Origin of the sequence: Clostridium sp. HCS.1 (assembly GCF_047900555.1) — a bacterium.
Lineage (GTDB): Bacteria > Bacillota > Clostridia > Clostridiales > Clostridiaceae > Clostridium.
Window position 1 is genome coordinate 1361826 of sequence record NZ_CP170704.1, and the last position, 15391, is coordinate 1377216.

Sequence of the window (15391 nt, forward strand, 5' to 3'; positions counted from 1 at the left end):
ACATTCAGTATTGAAGTAGATAAATGTTATATGACGGCGACTTGGAGCTCGCGACGGAGCAAGGAATATAACATTTATCTACTCTTTTTATCTAAATTTAACTTCTCTTTCGGGAATAGTAAATTTCAAATATTCTTCAATTTCTTCTAAAATATTATAATTTTTAGGATCTGTAATAAGGCAAGTGTACCCAGTATCTCCAGCACGAGCTGTTCTTCCTATTCTGTGAATATAGCTTTCAACACTTTCAGGTGCATCATAGTTATATATATGGGTTACTCCAGTAACGTCTATTCCTCTTGAGGCAACATCAGTTGCTATTAGATATTGTATTTCACAATTTCTAAAATCTTTCATTATTTTTTCTCTTTTGTTTTGAGGAACATCGCTATGTATTTTGGCAGCTTTTATACCTTTGGCAGCTAGTTTTATTTCTAACTCATCTGCACGTCTTTTAGTTCTACAGAAAATTATAGCCATAAATGGATTATCTTCTTCCATAATTTTAACTAATGCATCAAGCTTCCATCTATCGGTAGTCTTAACAACTTCTTGTTTGATATTAGGAATTTCAGATTTTTCATTTTCTGTAATATCTATAATATCTGGATTATTCATATATCTATAAGCAAGCTTTTTAACTTTAGCATCTATAGTTGCAGAAAAACAAAGAGTTTGAAGCTTTTTAGGAGCATAGGTCATTATTTTTTCTATTTCATTTCTAAAGCCCATTAAAAGCATTTGATCTGCTTCATCAATAACAACTGTATTTAACTTATCTAAGTTTATGCTTTTTCTCTCTAAATGATCTATTAGTCTTCCAGGTGTAGCGATTATAATATTTATTCCTTTATCTAGTTTCTTTAATTGGGAACCAACGTCTTTACCACCATAAGCAGCTAATATTCTTAAATTATTTATATTAAATTTATTAGCTTCTTCAGTAATTTGAATAGCTAGTTCTCTAGTAGGAGATAAAATTAATACTTCTGTATTTTTAGAATTAGTGTTTACTCTTTGAAGGACAGGTAGTAAGAAAGAGAGTGTTTTACCAGAACCAGTTTTAGACTTTACTATTAAATCATTTTTATTAATAATTTTAGGAATAACCTTTTCTTGAACCTTAGTAGGATTTATTATTCCATTTTTCTTTAACAAGTCAATTAATAACGAATTTATATTTAAATTTTTAAAATTCATATATTTATCCTTTCCATAAATCTTTATAAATAGAGAGGAGCTTGGTATCCGGCGAAAGACAACCCAAGCTCCTCAAGTAATTAGCACTTACGTACCAACTGCTTAAATAGAATAACATTAAATTAAATAAATAGCAACAACTTTTTTAAAAATATCTCTTTGAGTAATATCTCTTAGTATAATGTCATTAATAATTTTTAAGGTAATAGATTTATTAGAAAATAAAATATGTCTATGGAAATAATATAATAAAGATAGCCTATATTTATATTTTAAATTTTCTTCTTTTAAACATAGCTACGAATATTATAGCGGCAATTAAAAGCAATAGGTATCCACCTAATATTAACAAGTTACTTTTAATATTAAAAGAATTTGCCTGATTATTTGGTATATTTTCAAACATATTATTTTTATTGTTTATATTTGGAATTTGATCTTCTTTAGAACTACTATTTGCTAAAGTATCCTTATTTTCTGGATTCATATTATTATTTCCAGAAGGTCTTTGCATTTCACCTCTGCTAGCAGCGTTATTTTCTAAGCTAGCACTAGTAGTTGAATCTAAATTATTATCCATATTAGGTGGATTCATTTCATTTCCTTTATTATAATTATCTGAATCAGTACCAATATTCGGATTTCCTATATTATTATTAGGTCGTTGCATATCCATATTTTTATTATTCATACCCTGGGTACCTAAAGCAGCTAAATTAACAGAGGTTTCTATATTACCATAGCTAGTAGATGGCTGACTTCCATCAAGTTGTGCAGATATACTTTTTACTCTATCTATTCCAAAGTTTTTTAATTCAGGAAGAGAGGATGTATATTCTTCATAAGTATAAAAGGCAGTAGCATCATTTTTAACATAATCTGATATAAGTGAATTTACTTGATCTATTGTATTTTCATAGGTCCCATTATTAACATAATCAACTATTTCTTGAAGATATTTATGATAAGATTCTTTATACTTATCAACTTCTAATAACTTACCTATTAAAGGACTGTTTTCAAGAGTATCTGTAACAGGACTATCTATTGGGAAATTAATAGCATTACTAGCACTTCCTATATTAAAGGCACCAAAGGAAAGGTTATAATCCCAAGGAATTATTTCAAATACTCCATCCTTTTCATAAAGATAATAATTATGTTTCATATTAGAAGCATAGCTGTCCAAATTAACAAGGAAGGTATTTACTGCAAAATATCTAAGGATTTCATCTACGTTAAGGTATTCTTCTAAATTAGTTCCTTCATTTAGATTTTTTATCATTTCAATAACCTTATCTTCATCAGTGTCAGTGGTTGTTTTAAATACTATATTATCAAATATATCAGAATAGGATTCCTTATTATCATCAGTATATACTAGGTTTGCACCCTTAGAAGATCCCATTCCGCCACCACCCATCATTCCACCTCTAAATCCATTTTTATTAGATCTATCATTTAATTGAGAGTCGGAGTTTTCTATATTACTATCAGTACTAGCTGCAGAATTTCCATCAGTTTGCTCATTATTCATATTAGGAGGAGCAGTAACTTCTCCATTTCCCATATTAGGAGGAGTGAAACCTTCAGGAGCTTCAATATTATTCATATTAGGTGGAACAACATTGCCACTGTTTTGAGCATCATCCATATTAGGAGGTGTAAATCCTTCAGGAATTTCCGTGTTAGCCATAGCAGGAACATTTAAACCTTTCATATTTTCTTTATTACCCATAGCACCAATTTCATTACCTTCGGGTTTATATAGGTTTCCAGATAAAGAACCGTAGTTTCTTTCAATAAACTCTTCTTCAATAGATTCTACAGCAAAGTATAATCCCCATTCTTCACCATTTACTTTTATATTTGTGAAGGCAAAGGCTGGAGTAGGAACCCCCATTTTCTGAAGTAAATCGTAGGAAAGATATTCTTTCATATAAGTTGCATCAGACATTATATTGTTTAAGGCGATTTTACTTAAGCCATCTAAAGTTTGTCCATCTACATATTCATCAAATTTTACTTTAAAGCTATATCTATCAGTAGTGTCATCACTAGCAACCATAGATAAACTAGAATTTCCTTTTGCTCTAATACCAACATTATTATATTTAGTGCCATTAACAGTAATATTTGCATTTACATATTCTTCATCTATAGCATTTTCTAATAGGGAATTCCAAATATCTTCATTAATTTCCAAATCAATTTCTGTTACTTTTTCCTTGTTAAATACAGTATCTATATAAGCAAAATTACCAGAAGAACTTGAATCTTTATTAGTAATGTTTTTAGAATTAACATAAATTAAAGTAGTGAAAACTACAGCAATAGCAGTTAGTGTAGCTATAATAGCATTTATATGTTTTTTTGAAATCATTTTTAACACCACCTTACGGGCTAATTCATATAGTCTCCATTATAGCTTACTAAAACTACGTTATTAACTCCTTCTAAATTGTTGATTTCATTAACAAATTTAGTTGACATTTCCTTTAATCTGATTTCAACAGTAATTTCAATACCATTGCTAGCAGATACAGTTTTAGATTTTATAACATGTTTCTTTACAGATTTATTAATATGAGTCATTGCTAAAGTTTCACTATCTTCATCATTACAATTTACTATTAGTATATAAGGATTATCTGAACTCTTTTTATTTACAAATAAAAGTAATATTATTCCTATGAAAACAGATCCAAATACTGCTAGAGGAATAAGACCAGCTCCAAGAACTATACCAATACTTATTGACCAAAAAACAAAAGCTATGTCTAAGGGTTCTTTAATTGCTGATCTAAATCTTACAATTGATAAAGCACCAACCATACCAAGGGATAATACAACATTTGATGTAACTGCTAGGATAATAAGTGTTGTTATTAAAGTCATAGCAACAAGGGATACACCAAAGTTTTCAGAGTACATAACACCTCTAAAAGTCTTTTTGTAAACTAAGAAAATAAATAATCCTATTACAAATGCAAGAACAAGTGCTATAACCATATCAAGAATTGAGAATGAAGAAGCTTTTTCTAAAAAGCTAGATTTAAAAATATCATTAAAAGTCATTTTTGTTACCTCCAAAATATAAATTATACTGTAAATAATCGACAAGCTGCATATTTTGATACAGCAGTTTGACTACGGATATTAGTTTGAATAAGATCTCTTATTATGTCAGGAAGAAAATTATCATATTTAATTTCTAAAATTATTGGATTTTCATTTATTAAACCTAAGGTCGGAAGATTAGCATCAAAGATATTTGTAGAATATAATCCACTCTTTAAATTGCTATCTATAGTTATTCTTACATTTCCAGAACTGAAAATATAAGCTTCTCTAGTATAATCAACTAATGTCTTAGGCTTAAGACATTGATATTTTAATTTACAATAAAACTCTTTTAATACATCAATATTAGAATCCTTTAAAAATTCAATATCTCCATTTAATACTTTTTCACATTCTTCCTTTGTTAATGGAGCAGAAGATTTATAACATAACCCATTAGTTTTACTTTTCTTTTCAAGTTTAATAAAAGAATGGTCATGATTATAAAATCTAATTCTAAATTTTTCTCTATTGTTAAATCCATTAATTTTTTCCATTAAAGCTTTATCAGAATAATTATCAAAATATAAACTTCTTATATGATAAATACCATCCTTTCCTGCATTGCTATCTAATGTTGCAAAGTATTTAAGCCTATTTTTTATAGAAATATAGTCAGAGTAATTAATAAAAACTTTAATTTCATGTCTTGGCTTTGTCATAAAATTTTCACCTCCTGTCAAAATAATACTATTATAGGAACCTTAATATAGTCTTAAATTTAATTTTATTTTAAGGTTTCTGTGGTAAAATTTTGTTATGTAATAAAATAAGAAGAAAAATAGTATAAAACACTTTAATTATGGAGGTAATAAAATGAAACTACTTTTAATTGAAGATGAAAGAGAATTATCAGAAGCTTTAGTTCAAATATTAACTAATAATAAATACACTGTAGATGCAGTTTATGATGGGGAAGATGGGCTGAATTTTGCACTAACAGATATATATGATGTAATAGTATTAGATATAATGTTACCTAAGTTAGATGGATTAAGCATATTAAAAAAATTAAGAAAAGAAGGGATTCTTACTCCAATCATTATGTTAACTGCAAAGACTCAAATAGAAGATAGAGTCTTAGGATTAGATTTAGGAGCAGATGATTATTTATCAAAGCCCTTTGCTGCAGAAGAATTATTAGCTAGACTTAGGTCTATAACTAGAAGAAAGGGCAATGTAATCAATGAAAATATATTAACTTATGGGGATATAAGATTAAATATAAATACTTATGATTTAGATGCAAATGATGAAAGTATAAGATTAACTCTAAAAGAATTTGAAATTATTAAATATTTTATGGAAAGGCCAAGATGTGTTGTTAGTAAAGATGATTTAATAACTAAGCTTTGGGGATTTGATTCAGAAGTTGAGTATAACAACATAGAAGTTTATATTTCATTTATTAGAAAGAAATTAGCTTATTTAAAATCTAAAGTAAACATAGTAACAATAAGAGGTGTTGGATATAGATTGGAGGATTAATCTTGTTTGATAAATTAAAGAAAAAATTTATATTAATTAATATGTCTTTATTGACAATGGTGTTTGTATTAATCTTTGGTACAATTTATATATCAACAGCTATAAGTATGGAAAAGGATTTAGAGCATGAATTAAGGAACACTATGTCTAATCCTAGAAAGCTAGGTCCAAATTTTCCTATGATGAGCAGTAGTGTAATTATAGAATTAGATGCTGATAATAATATAGCAAAGGTTACTAGTTATACTGAAATTGATGAAGATATACTTGAAAATACTATATATACAATAATTAAAAGTGAAAATAATTTGGATAAGATAAAAATAGAGGGAAGCAGTTACGGGTATTTAAAGGAATATACTCCTAAGGGACTAAAAATAGTTCTTATGAGTAGAGAACAACAAATTAACGTATTAAATAATTTATTAAAAGTATTTATAGGCATTGGTGGTATAAGTCTTATTTTATTATTATTTATAAGTATCTATTTAACTAATAGAACTATTAAGCCTATTAAAGAAAGTTTTGAAAAGCAAAAGCAATTTATTGCAAATGCTTCACATGAATTAAAAACACCATTAACTATTATTAGGACAAATACATCATTAATTTTATCTAATGGGAGTGAAACAGTAGAAAGTCAAAGTAAATGGCTTAATTATATTAACAATCAAATAGAAAGAATGTCTAAATTAATAGATGAAATGCTATCCTTAGCGAAGCTAGATACAGGTAAGGAATTAGAAGAATTCGTAGACTTTGATATTAGTAAATTAATTAATAATGTATTGCTTACTTTTGAAGCAGTATTCTTTGAAAATAATATTGAACTATCATCTAATATAGAAGATGATGTGATCTTAAAAGGAGATAAAGAAAATATAAAGAAAGTATTTATAATATTGCTAGATAATGCAATAAAATATACTAATAAGAGTGGGAAAATAGATGTAGAATTAAGGCAAGATAAAAATAAAGTAAAGCTTAAAGTGAGAAATACGGGGGAAGGCATAAAAAAAGAAGATTTAGACAAAATATTTGAAAGATTTTATAGGGTAGATACATCAAGAGCCAGAGAAACAGGAGGATATGGTTTGGGATTATCTATAGCTAAATCAATAGTTGAAAGTCATAAAGGTAAAATATATGCTGAAAGTAATATAGGAAAGGATACAACATTTATAATAGAATTTAATCTTTAATATAACTTAGTAGTATGTAAATCAGATTAACTTTGGTTGAATTTATTATGGCAAAGAGTTAAAATTGTATTTATTAGAATATGTTTGGTATATTAAGTACCAACATATATATTAGATATTGGGAGTTTATTATGAATGATAGAGATTATATAGAAAAAGAAACAAGAATACTTTACAAGTATATATTAGAAGATAATGAGAAGTTTGATAACAAAAAACAACTATATGCAAGAATATTTAATAATATAAAGTATACATCCAAATGTGATATAGGTGGACTTGAAACACTAGATTTATCAGTAAATGAAATAAAAGACATCATTAAAGATGTAATAGAAAGTTATTAAAATAATATACTTAATAGTTATAACAAAGAAGAAACTAAGCAAATGCTTGGTTTCTTCTTTGTTATGGTTATAATATCATGATAAAGGTACCTATTGTAATAAATATTCCACCTATAACAGTTTTAAAGCTAGCAGCTTCTTTTAGTATTACAAAGGCTAAAATCATAGTTATTACAACACTAAATTTATCTATTGGTACTACTTTAGAGGCTTCACCTATTTGTAAAGCCTTGTAGTAAAATAACCAAGAAAGCCCTGTTGCAATACCAGATAAAATTAAGAATATCCAGCTTTTTTGAGTTATGTTACTAATTTGACTTATACTACCATTAATTAATACTATTCCCCAAGCCATTATTAATACAACAACTGTACGGATGGCAGTAGCTAGATTGGAGTTTATGTTTTCAATTCCTATTTTAGCTAATATTGAAGTAAGTGCTGCAAAAAGAGCAGATAATAAAGCATAAATAACCCACATATGAATAGCTCCTTTAAAATTAATTTTTTTTAACAATATAAATTTCCTCCATCTATAATGTAATTATAATTTTATTATATAATATCAATAAAGATAAAGAAAGGTGATGATAAATTATGAAAGTAGGGATTATTTCCGATACACATGATTTATTAAGAGAAGAGGTAATAGATAATTTAAATCAATGCGATTTAATTATACATGCAGGAGATATATGTAATAATGATATATTAGAAAGACTTAGTAGAATAACTAGGACTATAGCTGTAAAGGGAAATAATGAAAAAGGTGAACTTGAAGGTATATTAAAAGAAGAAGAGTTTATTGAGGTAGAAGGTAAGAGGATTTATATAGTTCATGAAAAAAATAATATTAATGCTAATTTAGAAGAAGTAGACATAATAATATATGGTCATTCTCATAAATATAACTTAGAAATCAAGGATAATATCCTATATGTTAATCCAGGAAGCTGTGGTAAAAGGAGATTTTCTTTGCCACTAACTATGGCAATTATGAATATTGATAATGAGAAAATAGATATTAAAAAAATCAATATTAATAGTTAAAAACATACATATAATATACATTTGAAACATTATATATAGTAAGAGATAAATTTAAATTTTAATTATAATTTAATAATATTTAATGCTTAAAAAACTATTAATATTAAAGAAAAAAAGAGGAGAACAGCATGACAATATAGAAATAGTAACTGTATATAATTATATGGAGGGGGTAGTATGCTATTATCAACTAATCCGGCAGTTAGACTATATGAAATTTTAAGTAAATCAAAAGAGTTTTGTAGTAATAATGCTAACAAACAAAGTAGATTTAGGACAGTGGAATCAGTTCTTGCTCAAGTTTTCGATTTAGATATAAACGATGATGAAAAAATATTTAAATCTATCATACAAGTTATTGAAATGATAGAAAGTATAAAAAAACTTACTAATAAAATTGAAAGTCACTCAAAAGATGAATTAGTAAAATCACTTACTAATTTTGAAAAAAGGATTATGGCAGTAGGATTAGATGATGATATACACAAGTTAGACAGTATAATCACAAAGGAAATATTGATATCTATAAATGGGTTAGCAGTAGCTTTAGATGTATGTAATCAATATAGAAATATTGAAGAAGAAAATTTGATTAAATTTAAAGAAAAAATACAAGTATTAATAAAAGAGCTAGAAGAATTAGAAGTAAATAGTGAACTAAAGTCCTTCATAAATAGCGTGCTTAGTGATTTATATGATAAGATAGAAGAATATAAGATATATGGAATAGATGGACTAAAGATATCTATAGAACAAGGATTAGGAAGCATAATGTTAAATAAAAATATTTGTGAAGAAGCTTCTAATAATAAAAGTTTTAAAGAAAGCATAAAAAAGGTATTGAGCTTACTTACAAGTATTAATACAACTATTTCCTTTGTTAAAAATATAATACCAATTGCACAAGGCACAAATGATATAGTAAGCAGACTTTTAGATTAATAATATTAAAAAATACCGCTTATATTATAAACGGTATTTTTTTGAGCTTTATTTGTTTGAAAACTTTTTTATTGTTAATCCATGTTTTTTTACTATTTCTAAATATTTTGGTTTATAAGTTTCCTCAAAGTCCTTTACAATATCCTTTAAACTAGGTGACATAAAAAGAAGAAAAGTTGGAACAAGGCTAACCTTTTCAGAATTACTGTCGTATGTAACGTAGGCGTAACCAGGTAATGAAGAAAAATTAGTATCTTCCACATCTTCATAAATCGTCATACTTAGTTTTTCGTGATTTTGTGTATAAATTTCAATGTCAAATTTATATATATTGTGATTTGAAAAATAAAGATCACGACTTGCCTTATAGAATGTTGCTTTTTTTATTTTAGCTAAAGCGATTTGTTTTTTTGAAAGCATTCTATAAATAATAATTGTTTCTATATTATTTTTTATAAAGCTTAATAACAAATAAACAATAGTAACAGTAAGAATAAAGCATATTAATATACCTATAAAGCCCCAATTAGTATAAAGGATAATTATATTATACATTCCATACAGAAGAAGTGCTGTAAGTAAAAATAAAATAATTAAAATATAGTTAATTCTTTTTTGAATTGCAAGAAACACAAAAATCGCTCCTTCCTATTAGTCATCACTTGCATCATGTTTTTTTCTAAATTCTGGTGTTCTGAAATCCATTATTTTATTCATTTCATAATAAAGTGGATGTGATTTCTTGGAATTAAGATCAGTAGAAATCACTTCAGCTATTAATTGAAAGAATGCTAAGTAATATAGGCATGTAAATGGCTCGTCACATGAATTTTCAATGTGCAAAACATTATTATGATTTATATTTTCAGGTGTAATTATGTAGGTATTTGGAACAGCTTTTAAAAGTGCAGTAAAAGTTTGTAATGCATGGTCCTTTGTATCATCACCATTATCTATTAAGAAAACTGTATAATGAGGTGATAATTGTAAAGCTGGTCCATGTAAAAATTCATCTTGTTCATAGCCAACAGCGAGAACTTTAACTGTTTCACCAATTTTAAGTGCACCTTCTAATGCTGTTCCATAGTTAGATCCACATCCTAAAACATAAACACGATCCATTTGCATAAGGTTTTGATAGTGATTATGAATAAATAGCTCAGTATCCTTGCAAAGAATTTTATGATTTTCCATAGCCTTTATAATCTGAGATTCACAATATTCAATATAATCAATAGAAGTTATTTTTTTCTTTGCATAAACTGAAAATAATTGTAAATATGCAATTAAAGTAACAACACCTAAAGTTACATAGCCCATGGTTTCAATACCACAACCCCAATCTAATATATAATCAGCATATTTAGAGCAATCACCATTTACATTAGCTGTTAATACAATTTTTTCATGATTGATCTCATGTAGCTTTTTTAAAGCAGAGATACAATTAGTACTAGCACCACTCTGACTTACAATTACTACAAAGTGGTCTTCTTTTACATAGCGATAATCATATTCTGCAAAGGTGTATGGGTTAATAATTTTAATATCAGTATCCAGCATTTCGCATAAGAATCCCCTTGCACATTGAATTGCAGTATAACTTGAACCAGATGCAACAAAGGTTATTTGTTTATATTGTTTTCTTGTATATAGATTAACTATCTCTTCTGTTAAAGTTTTAGCTCTAGAAACATTAGCTAGAACTTTTTCTGGTGTGGAATAAATATAATCTTTCATTGTAACTAATTTCATATTTGCCTCCTTAAATTGTTACTGTATGTTTAGATACACCAGTAGGTTTATCAGGATTATAGCCTCTAGAGATTGATAATAAGCAAGCAAACATTTGAGAAATTACTGCACATACAAAGACAGCCTTTAATCCATCATATTTTTCAGGTATTAAGATGGAGGCATCACCTAAGTTTGCAATTTCATGGTTGTTTGTTATGATAAGAGAATATATATTTTTTTCTTTTTTTAATCTTTGATGTAATTGAATAATACTTTCATTTGTTTTTTTATCAGCAATAAAAAATATTGTTGGAACAAAAGGTAATGCTGTTGCGATAGGACCATGTTGATAATCACTTGCAGCATAACAACGAGCATCTAAATAACTTGTTTCTTGTATTTTTAATTCACTTTCTAAGGCTAAAGCATATAATAAACCTCTTCCGAAAATTAATAGATGTTCACTGTTTCTAAATAGAGGAATAATATCATTCACTTGATTTTCAAGAGCATAAGATTCCTGAACTATCTCAGGAAGTTCATTAATTAAATGAAGTAAATCTTGATTTTTTGAAATATATGCAGCTAATGATATTAATATTGTTAATTGAGTAATATATGATTTACCAGCTGTAATACTTTTTTCTATTCCACAACAATTATTAATTTTATAATCTCCAATAGTAGACATTAAGCAATTAGGTTCATTTGTAATAGAAATACAAAGACCACCATCATTAACACATTTCTGCATAACTTGATAAATATCTTTGGCACCACCAGATTGACTAATACCAATTACCATAGTATCTGAATAGTTGATATTGCCTTCATAGCAAGTTACGACTGAAGGTGAAGAAATACTTGTGTGGATGTCTGTATAAATTTCAAAGACATATTTTGCAACCTGTGCTGCATGTTCGCTACTTCCTCTTGCTGCAAAAACAATATTTTTAATCTTTCTTTTTTCTACATCGTTTGCGATTTCTTGTATTATACTTAGATTGCATTTTAAACATTCCTTTATGCAATCAGATTGTTGGTGTATTTCTTTCCAAAATATTGATTCATTTAAATTCATTTAAATATCATTCCTTTCTTAGATTATCAATAATTGTTGAATAAGGCTTATTTTTATGAAATAATGCACTTGTTCCTAAGATGAAGCCCTCTACACCAATTAGTGATAATTCCTTTATTTTTTCAGGAGAACATGCACCATCAATCATTACATGATAACCACCATATAATGGAGCATGTTCAACAAACTCTTGAAATTTAGGAGTAATAAAGTCTAAATAATGTTGGCCAGAAAACCCTGGATTTACAGTCATAACAATAACATAATCACATAAGTATAGTAAGTTTTTAATAGACTCAAAAGATGTTCCTGGATTAACTGCTATGCCAGGATGTGCACCTAAGTCTTTAATTTTTTGTAGTGTTCTGCAAGCCTGAATATCAGCTTCAGGGTGAATATAAACAATTTCACATCCTAAATCAATGAATTTTTCTATATAATGTTCAGGGTGATTTATCATTAAATGTACATCACAAGGCTTATGAGAATTTTTGCAAATAAATTCAATATCTTGAAGCCCCATACCGAAATTTGGAACAAAATTCCCATCCATTACATCTAAATGGAATATATCGATTTTAGCTTCTTCCAATAATCGAATCTCTTGCCCTAAATTAGCATAATTTGCACACATCATAGAAGGACATAGAATTTTTTTCATTTCGCTTCCTCCTTTAATATATTAATAATCTCAAACAAATCTTTAACTATGAAGTCAGCTTTTGTTTGGTTATAACCAAATCGTAAATCTTCTTTTGCTATACAAGTTAATCCTGCTTTTTTAGCTGCTGTAATACCATATTCACTATCTTCAATAGCCATACATTCCTGAGGAGATAACCCTAATTTTTTCACACAGGCTAGATATATTTCAGGGTTAGGTTTAGATTCCTTAAAATTCTCTCCACTTATAATGAATTCAAAATATGATTCAATATCACAGGCTTTTAAAACATTTCTTATTTCATATTCTTTTGAACTTGATGCGAGAGCAATAGGATAATTATGATTTGTTATCCAATCCAAAACTTCTCTTACATTAGGGAAGAGAAGCTTTGGATAAGGAACAGGATTTCTTTCATAATTAAGGTTGCAATAATTGTCAAATGCATCTCGTGGTACATGTCCCTTTTCAAGAAGAGGATTAACAACTTGGTCATAATGATTAGTTGAACCTCCAGCAAGTGGGATTAAGTCAGCAAAAGTAACTTTTATGTTAAAGTGTTGAAAACATTTTATAAGTTCACTTTGATAATAAGGTTCACTGTCGATAAGAACACCATCCATATCAAAAATAATAGCTTTTATCATAATTCTGGCATAATGTCTTTAATGCTTTCAGTTTTTGAATCAGCATATTCTTTAAAATGCGCAAACATTGGATGCTTATTCCATCTATTTAAATCAGTAGTTGCTTGATGCGCGATGATTTGGAAGAAAGGTAATACATATAATGGTGATAATAGTGGTTCCTTAATATCAAAAGGTAAACGTACTGAATATTTATCGTCAATAGCTGTATTATTTGTAATTGCAAATACTTTATCACTTACGCTATGAGCAGCTTTATAAATTTGAATTAATCTGTCGCTACCTACAGAGAAATCATCAATAAAAAATAATGTGTAGTTAGGAGTTAATTGAAGATTTGGTCCGTGGATAAATTCTTCAGCCTCATAAGCAAAACTAGGAATCTTAATAGTTTCACCAAGCTTAAGAGCTCCTTCGGTTGCTATACCATAGCCTTGTAGAAAACCACAAGTATAAGATACATTCATAGAAGTTAATATAGCTTTATTTCTTTCATAAAAATCCCATGTTTCATTTTGAACCACTTCGTGTCTTCTAGGAACATCTTTGAGTTCATTTAATACTTCGTTATAGATATCTTGAGATATTGTTCCCTTTGCTAAAGCAGCTTCTAAAGCAAATAACATTAAGAATTGAGCAAGGGTAGTAACTCCTTTTGTAACATATCCCACTGTTTCTATTCCTACTCCATAATCTATAATAGGATCTGAATAATCTTTGAAATCAGAATTTATATTTCCTGTTATTCCAATAGGTGGATATCCTAACTCCTTTAGTTTATTCAAAGCAGCAATAGAGTTTGTAGAACATCCACTTTGCGAAATTACAAAAGCTAGATCATTTTCTTTTAGTTTATTTTCTGTATAAACAAAAGTACTAGGAGTAACGATTTTAATATCACAATTCAAATACTTCATCATAAATGGTTTAGCGCATTGAGAAGCATTAGAACTTGAGCCACAAGCTATAATCCATATAGTTTCATAATCTTTCTTTAAATAAAGATTTACTAAAGATTTAGTTAACTCCTTAGAACGAGCAGTATTGATTGATAATTGTTCAGGTGTTTCTTTAATATAGGTCAGCATAGTAGGCACGTTTTCTTTTTCCATTTTAAAATCCCCCTTTTTATAAAAAAATAAGTGTTGTACTATTTATTATTACAATTCAATAAAATTTGTAATAACAACATTACAAATATATAATAACAAATTATTCAGAGAAAATAAAGAGAATTTTCTGATAAATGAGATATAGCTTAATATTAATAGCATATAAACATAATAATTTATAAGGTTTAAATAAGAAAATATATAAGTTGTTCAGAAATTTGAGATAATATATTGACAAATATAATGGATAGTTTTAACATAAAATATATAGAATTTATAGAAAAATTATACAGATAATCAAGTGAAAGGAGGTAAATAATATGAGTGAACCAAATATCGTACTTGCTAGAATAGATAATCGTCTAGTACATGGACAAGTTGGAAATTCCTGGGTTGGTGCAAGTCAAGCAAATTTAATTCTTGTTGCAGATGATGAATGTGCAAATGATGATATTCAAAAATCTGTAATGAAGATGACTGCAGATTCTGCTGGAGTAGGAATACGATTCTTTTCATTACAAAAAACCATTGATATTATTCATAAAGCAAGTCCAAAGCAACACATCTTTATTGTTTGTAAGACACCTGAAAACATGAGAAAGTTAATGGAAGGTGGGGTACCTATTAGAAGTGTTAATATTGGAAATATGCACGTTAAACCTGGTAAAAAAGTTTTACATGAACAACATGTTTATGTAGATGAAAAAGATATGCAAGATTTTGAAGCTATGAAGAGTATGGGAGCAGAAGTATATATTCAAATAGCACCAGGAGATAAAAAGTACAAAATTTAATATG

At 27.7% G+C, this 15391-nt stretch carries 17 protein-coding genes; 6 read left to right on the forward strand and 11 right to left on the reverse strand.

Going from position 1 to position 15391, the window contains the following annotated elements; translation table 11 throughout:
• Window positions 1-87 precede the first annotated feature (87 nt).
• The 4 genes from ACFYH6_RS06400 to ACFYH6_RS06415 form a co-directional block, all read right to left on the reverse strand.
• Window positions 88-1200: a DEAD/DEAH box helicase gene (locus ACFYH6_RS06400; RefSeq protein WP_416180161.1), complete on the reverse strand. Its 1113-nt coding sequence runs from the start codon at window positions 1198-1200 to the stop codon at window positions 88-90.
• A 265-nt stretch (window positions 1201-1465) separates the two neighbouring features.
• On the reverse strand, window positions 1466-3583 hold the full coding sequence (locus ACFYH6_RS06405; RefSeq protein WP_416180162.1) for a CotH kinase family protein: 2118 nt from the start codon (window positions 3581-3583) through the stop codon (window positions 1466-1468).
• A 20-nt stretch (window positions 3584-3603) separates the two neighbouring features.
• Window positions 3604-4278 (reverse strand): DUF4956 domain-containing protein, encoded by a 675-nt coding sequence (locus ACFYH6_RS06410; protein WP_316344444.1) that lies wholly within the window; start codon window positions 4276-4278, stop codon window positions 3604-3606.
• A 23-nt stretch (window positions 4279-4301) separates the two neighbouring features.
• Window positions 4302-4985: a polyphosphate polymerase domain-containing protein gene (locus ACFYH6_RS06415; protein WP_416180163.1), complete on the reverse strand. Its 684-nt coding sequence runs from the start codon at window positions 4983-4985 to the stop codon at window positions 4302-4304.
• 154 nt (window positions 4986-5139) lie between these two features.
• Between ACFYH6_RS06415 and ACFYH6_RS06420 the strand changes: the two genes are divergently transcribed.
• The 3 genes from ACFYH6_RS06420 to ACFYH6_RS06430 all read left to right on the forward strand — a co-directional run bounded on the left by ACFYH6_RS06420 (window position 5140) and on the right by ACFYH6_RS06430 (window position 7360).
• Window positions 5140-5811: a response regulator transcription factor gene (locus ACFYH6_RS06420; RefSeq protein WP_316344442.1), complete on the forward strand. Its 672-nt coding sequence runs from the start codon at window positions 5140-5142 to the stop codon at window positions 5809-5811.
• 2 nt (window positions 5812-5813) lie between these two features.
• Entirely contained in the window at window positions 5814-7013 is a 1200-nt protein-coding gene (locus tag ACFYH6_RS06425) for a sensor histidine kinase (RefSeq protein WP_416180164.1), read from the forward strand.
• Between the two features lie 131 nt (window positions 7014-7144).
• Window positions 7145-7360: a hypothetical protein gene (locus ACFYH6_RS06430; protein ID WP_416180165.1), complete on the forward strand. Its 216-nt coding sequence runs from the start codon at window positions 7145-7147 to the stop codon at window positions 7358-7360.
• Between the two features lie 67 nt (window positions 7361-7427).
• On the opposite strand, the gene ACFYH6_RS06435 is transcribed toward ACFYH6_RS06430, so the two are convergent.
• Window positions 7428-7841: an EamA family transporter gene (locus ACFYH6_RS06435; protein WP_416180202.1), complete on the reverse strand. Its 414-nt coding sequence runs from the start codon at window positions 7839-7841 to the stop codon at window positions 7428-7430.
• Between the two features lie 116 nt (window positions 7842-7957).
• Here ACFYH6_RS06435 and ACFYH6_RS06440 point away from each other — a divergent pair, with 116 nt between their 5' ends.
• Both ACFYH6_RS06440 and ACFYH6_RS06445 read left to right on the forward strand, forming a co-directional pair.
• Window positions 7958-8410 carry a metallophosphoesterase family protein gene (locus tag ACFYH6_RS06440; RefSeq protein WP_416180166.1) on the forward strand — a complete coding sequence of 151 codons (453 nt, stop codon included), beginning with the start codon at window positions 7958-7960 and terminating at the stop codon, window positions 8408-8410.
• A 177-nt stretch (window positions 8411-8587) separates the two neighbouring features.
• Window positions 8588-9352: a hypothetical protein gene (locus ACFYH6_RS06445; RefSeq protein ID WP_416180167.1), complete on the forward strand. Its 765-nt coding sequence runs from the start codon at window positions 8588-8590 to the stop codon at window positions 9350-9352.
• Window positions 9353-9400: 48 nt separating this feature from the next.
• Here the strand turns inward: ACFYH6_RS06445 and ACFYH6_RS06450 are convergent, their stop codons facing one another.
• The 6 genes from ACFYH6_RS06450 to ACFYH6_RS06475 are packed head-to-tail and all read right to left on the reverse strand — an operon-like array spanning window position 9401 to window position 14593.
• Window positions 9401-9985: a hypothetical protein gene (locus ACFYH6_RS06450; protein ID WP_416180168.1), complete on the reverse strand. Its 585-nt coding sequence runs from the start codon at window positions 9983-9985 to the stop codon at window positions 9401-9403.
• 18 nt (window positions 9986-10003) lie between these two features.
• Complete coding sequence (locus tag ACFYH6_RS06455; protein WP_416180169.1) at window positions 10004-11107, reverse strand: SIS domain-containing protein; 1104 nt, start codon at window positions 11105-11107, stop codon at window positions 10004-10006.
• Window positions 11108-11117: 10 nt separating this feature from the next.
• The gene (locus tag ACFYH6_RS06460; protein ID WP_416180170.1) at window positions 11118-12170 is read right to left on the reverse strand and encodes an SIS domain-containing protein; all 1053 of its coding nucleotides are present in this window, start codon (window positions 12168-12170) and stop codon (window positions 11118-11120) included.
• Window positions 12171-12177: 7 nt separating this feature from the next.
• Complete coding sequence (locus ACFYH6_RS06465; RefSeq protein WP_416180171.1) at window positions 12178-12831, reverse strand: ribulose-phosphate 3-epimerase; 654 nt, start codon at window positions 12829-12831, stop codon at window positions 12178-12180.
• Window positions 12828-13481 carry an HAD family hydrolase gene (locus ACFYH6_RS06470; protein WP_416180172.1) on the reverse strand — a complete coding sequence of 218 codons (654 nt, stop codon included), beginning with the start codon at window positions 13479-13481 and terminating at the stop codon, window positions 12828-12830. Before ACFYH6_RS06470 ends, ACFYH6_RS06465 begins: the two co-directional genes overlap by 4 nt.
• On the reverse strand, window positions 13478-14593 hold the full coding sequence (locus tag ACFYH6_RS06475; RefSeq protein WP_416180173.1) for an SIS domain-containing protein: 1116 nt from the start codon (window positions 14591-14593) through the stop codon (window positions 13478-13480). Before ACFYH6_RS06475 ends, ACFYH6_RS06470 begins: the two co-directional genes overlap by 4 nt.
• 320 nt (window positions 14594-14913) lie before the next feature.
• Here ACFYH6_RS06475 and agaB point away from each other — a divergent pair, with 320 nt between their 5' ends.
• On the forward strand, window positions 14914-15387 hold the full coding sequence (gene agaB, locus ACFYH6_RS06480) for a PTS galactosamine transporter subunit IIB (RefSeq protein ID WP_416180174.1): 474 nt from the start codon (window positions 14914-14916) through the stop codon (window positions 15385-15387).
• Window positions 15388-15391 lie beyond the last annotated feature (4 nt).

Coding starts and splice junctions, on each gene's coding strand:
- ACFYH6_RS06455 (WP_416180169.1), bottom strand. CDS start 11,107: ATGAAATTAGTTACAATGAAAGATTATATTTATTCCACACCAGAAAAA.
- ACFYH6_RS06405 (WP_416180162.1), bottom strand. CDS start 3,583: ATGATTTCAAAAAAACATATAAATGCTATTATAGCTACACTAACTGCT.
- agaB (WP_416180174.1), top strand. CDS start 14,914: ATGAGTGAACCAAATATCGTACTTGCTAGAATAGATAATCGTCTAGTA.
- ACFYH6_RS06430 (WP_416180165.1), top strand. CDS start 7,145: ATGAATGATAGAGATTATATAGAAAAAGAAACAAGAATACTTTACAAG.
- ACFYH6_RS06475 (WP_416180173.1), bottom strand. CDS start 14,593: ATGGAAAAAGAAAACGTGCCTACTATGCTGACCTATATTAAAGAAACA.
- ACFYH6_RS06445 (WP_416180167.1), top strand. CDS start 8,588: ATGCTATTATCAACTAATCCGGCAGTTAGACTATATGAAATTTTAAGT.
- ACFYH6_RS06435 (WP_416180202.1), bottom strand. CDS start 7,841: ATGTGGGTTATTTATGCTTTATTATCTGCTCTTTTTGCAGCACTTACT.
- ACFYH6_RS06420 (WP_316344442.1), top strand. CDS start 5,140: ATGAAACTACTTTTAATTGAAGATGAAAGAGAATTATCAGAAGCTTTA.
- ACFYH6_RS06410 (WP_316344444.1), bottom strand. CDS start 4,278: ATGACTTTTAATGATATTTTTAAATCTAGCTTTTTAGAAAAAGCTTCT.
- ACFYH6_RS06440 (WP_416180166.1), top strand. CDS start 7,958: ATGAAAGTAGGGATTATTTCCGATACACATGATTTATTAAGAGAAGAG.
- ACFYH6_RS06460 (WP_416180170.1), bottom strand. CDS start 12,170: ATGAATTTAAATGAATCAATATTTTGGAAAGAAATACACCAACAATCT.
- ACFYH6_RS06470 (WP_416180172.1), bottom strand. CDS start 13,481: ATGATAAAAGCTATTATTTTTGATATGGATGGTGTTCTTATCGACAGT.
- ACFYH6_RS06415 (WP_416180163.1), bottom strand. CDS start 4,985: ATGACAAAGCCAAGACATGAAATTAAAGTTTTTATTAATTACTCTGAC.
- ACFYH6_RS06465 (WP_416180171.1), bottom strand. CDS start 12,831: ATGAAAAAAATTCTATGTCCTTCTATGATGTGTGCAAATTATGCTAAT.
- ACFYH6_RS06400 (WP_416180161.1), bottom strand. CDS start 1,200: ATGAATTTTAAAAATTTAAATATAAATTCGTTATTAATTGACTTGTTA.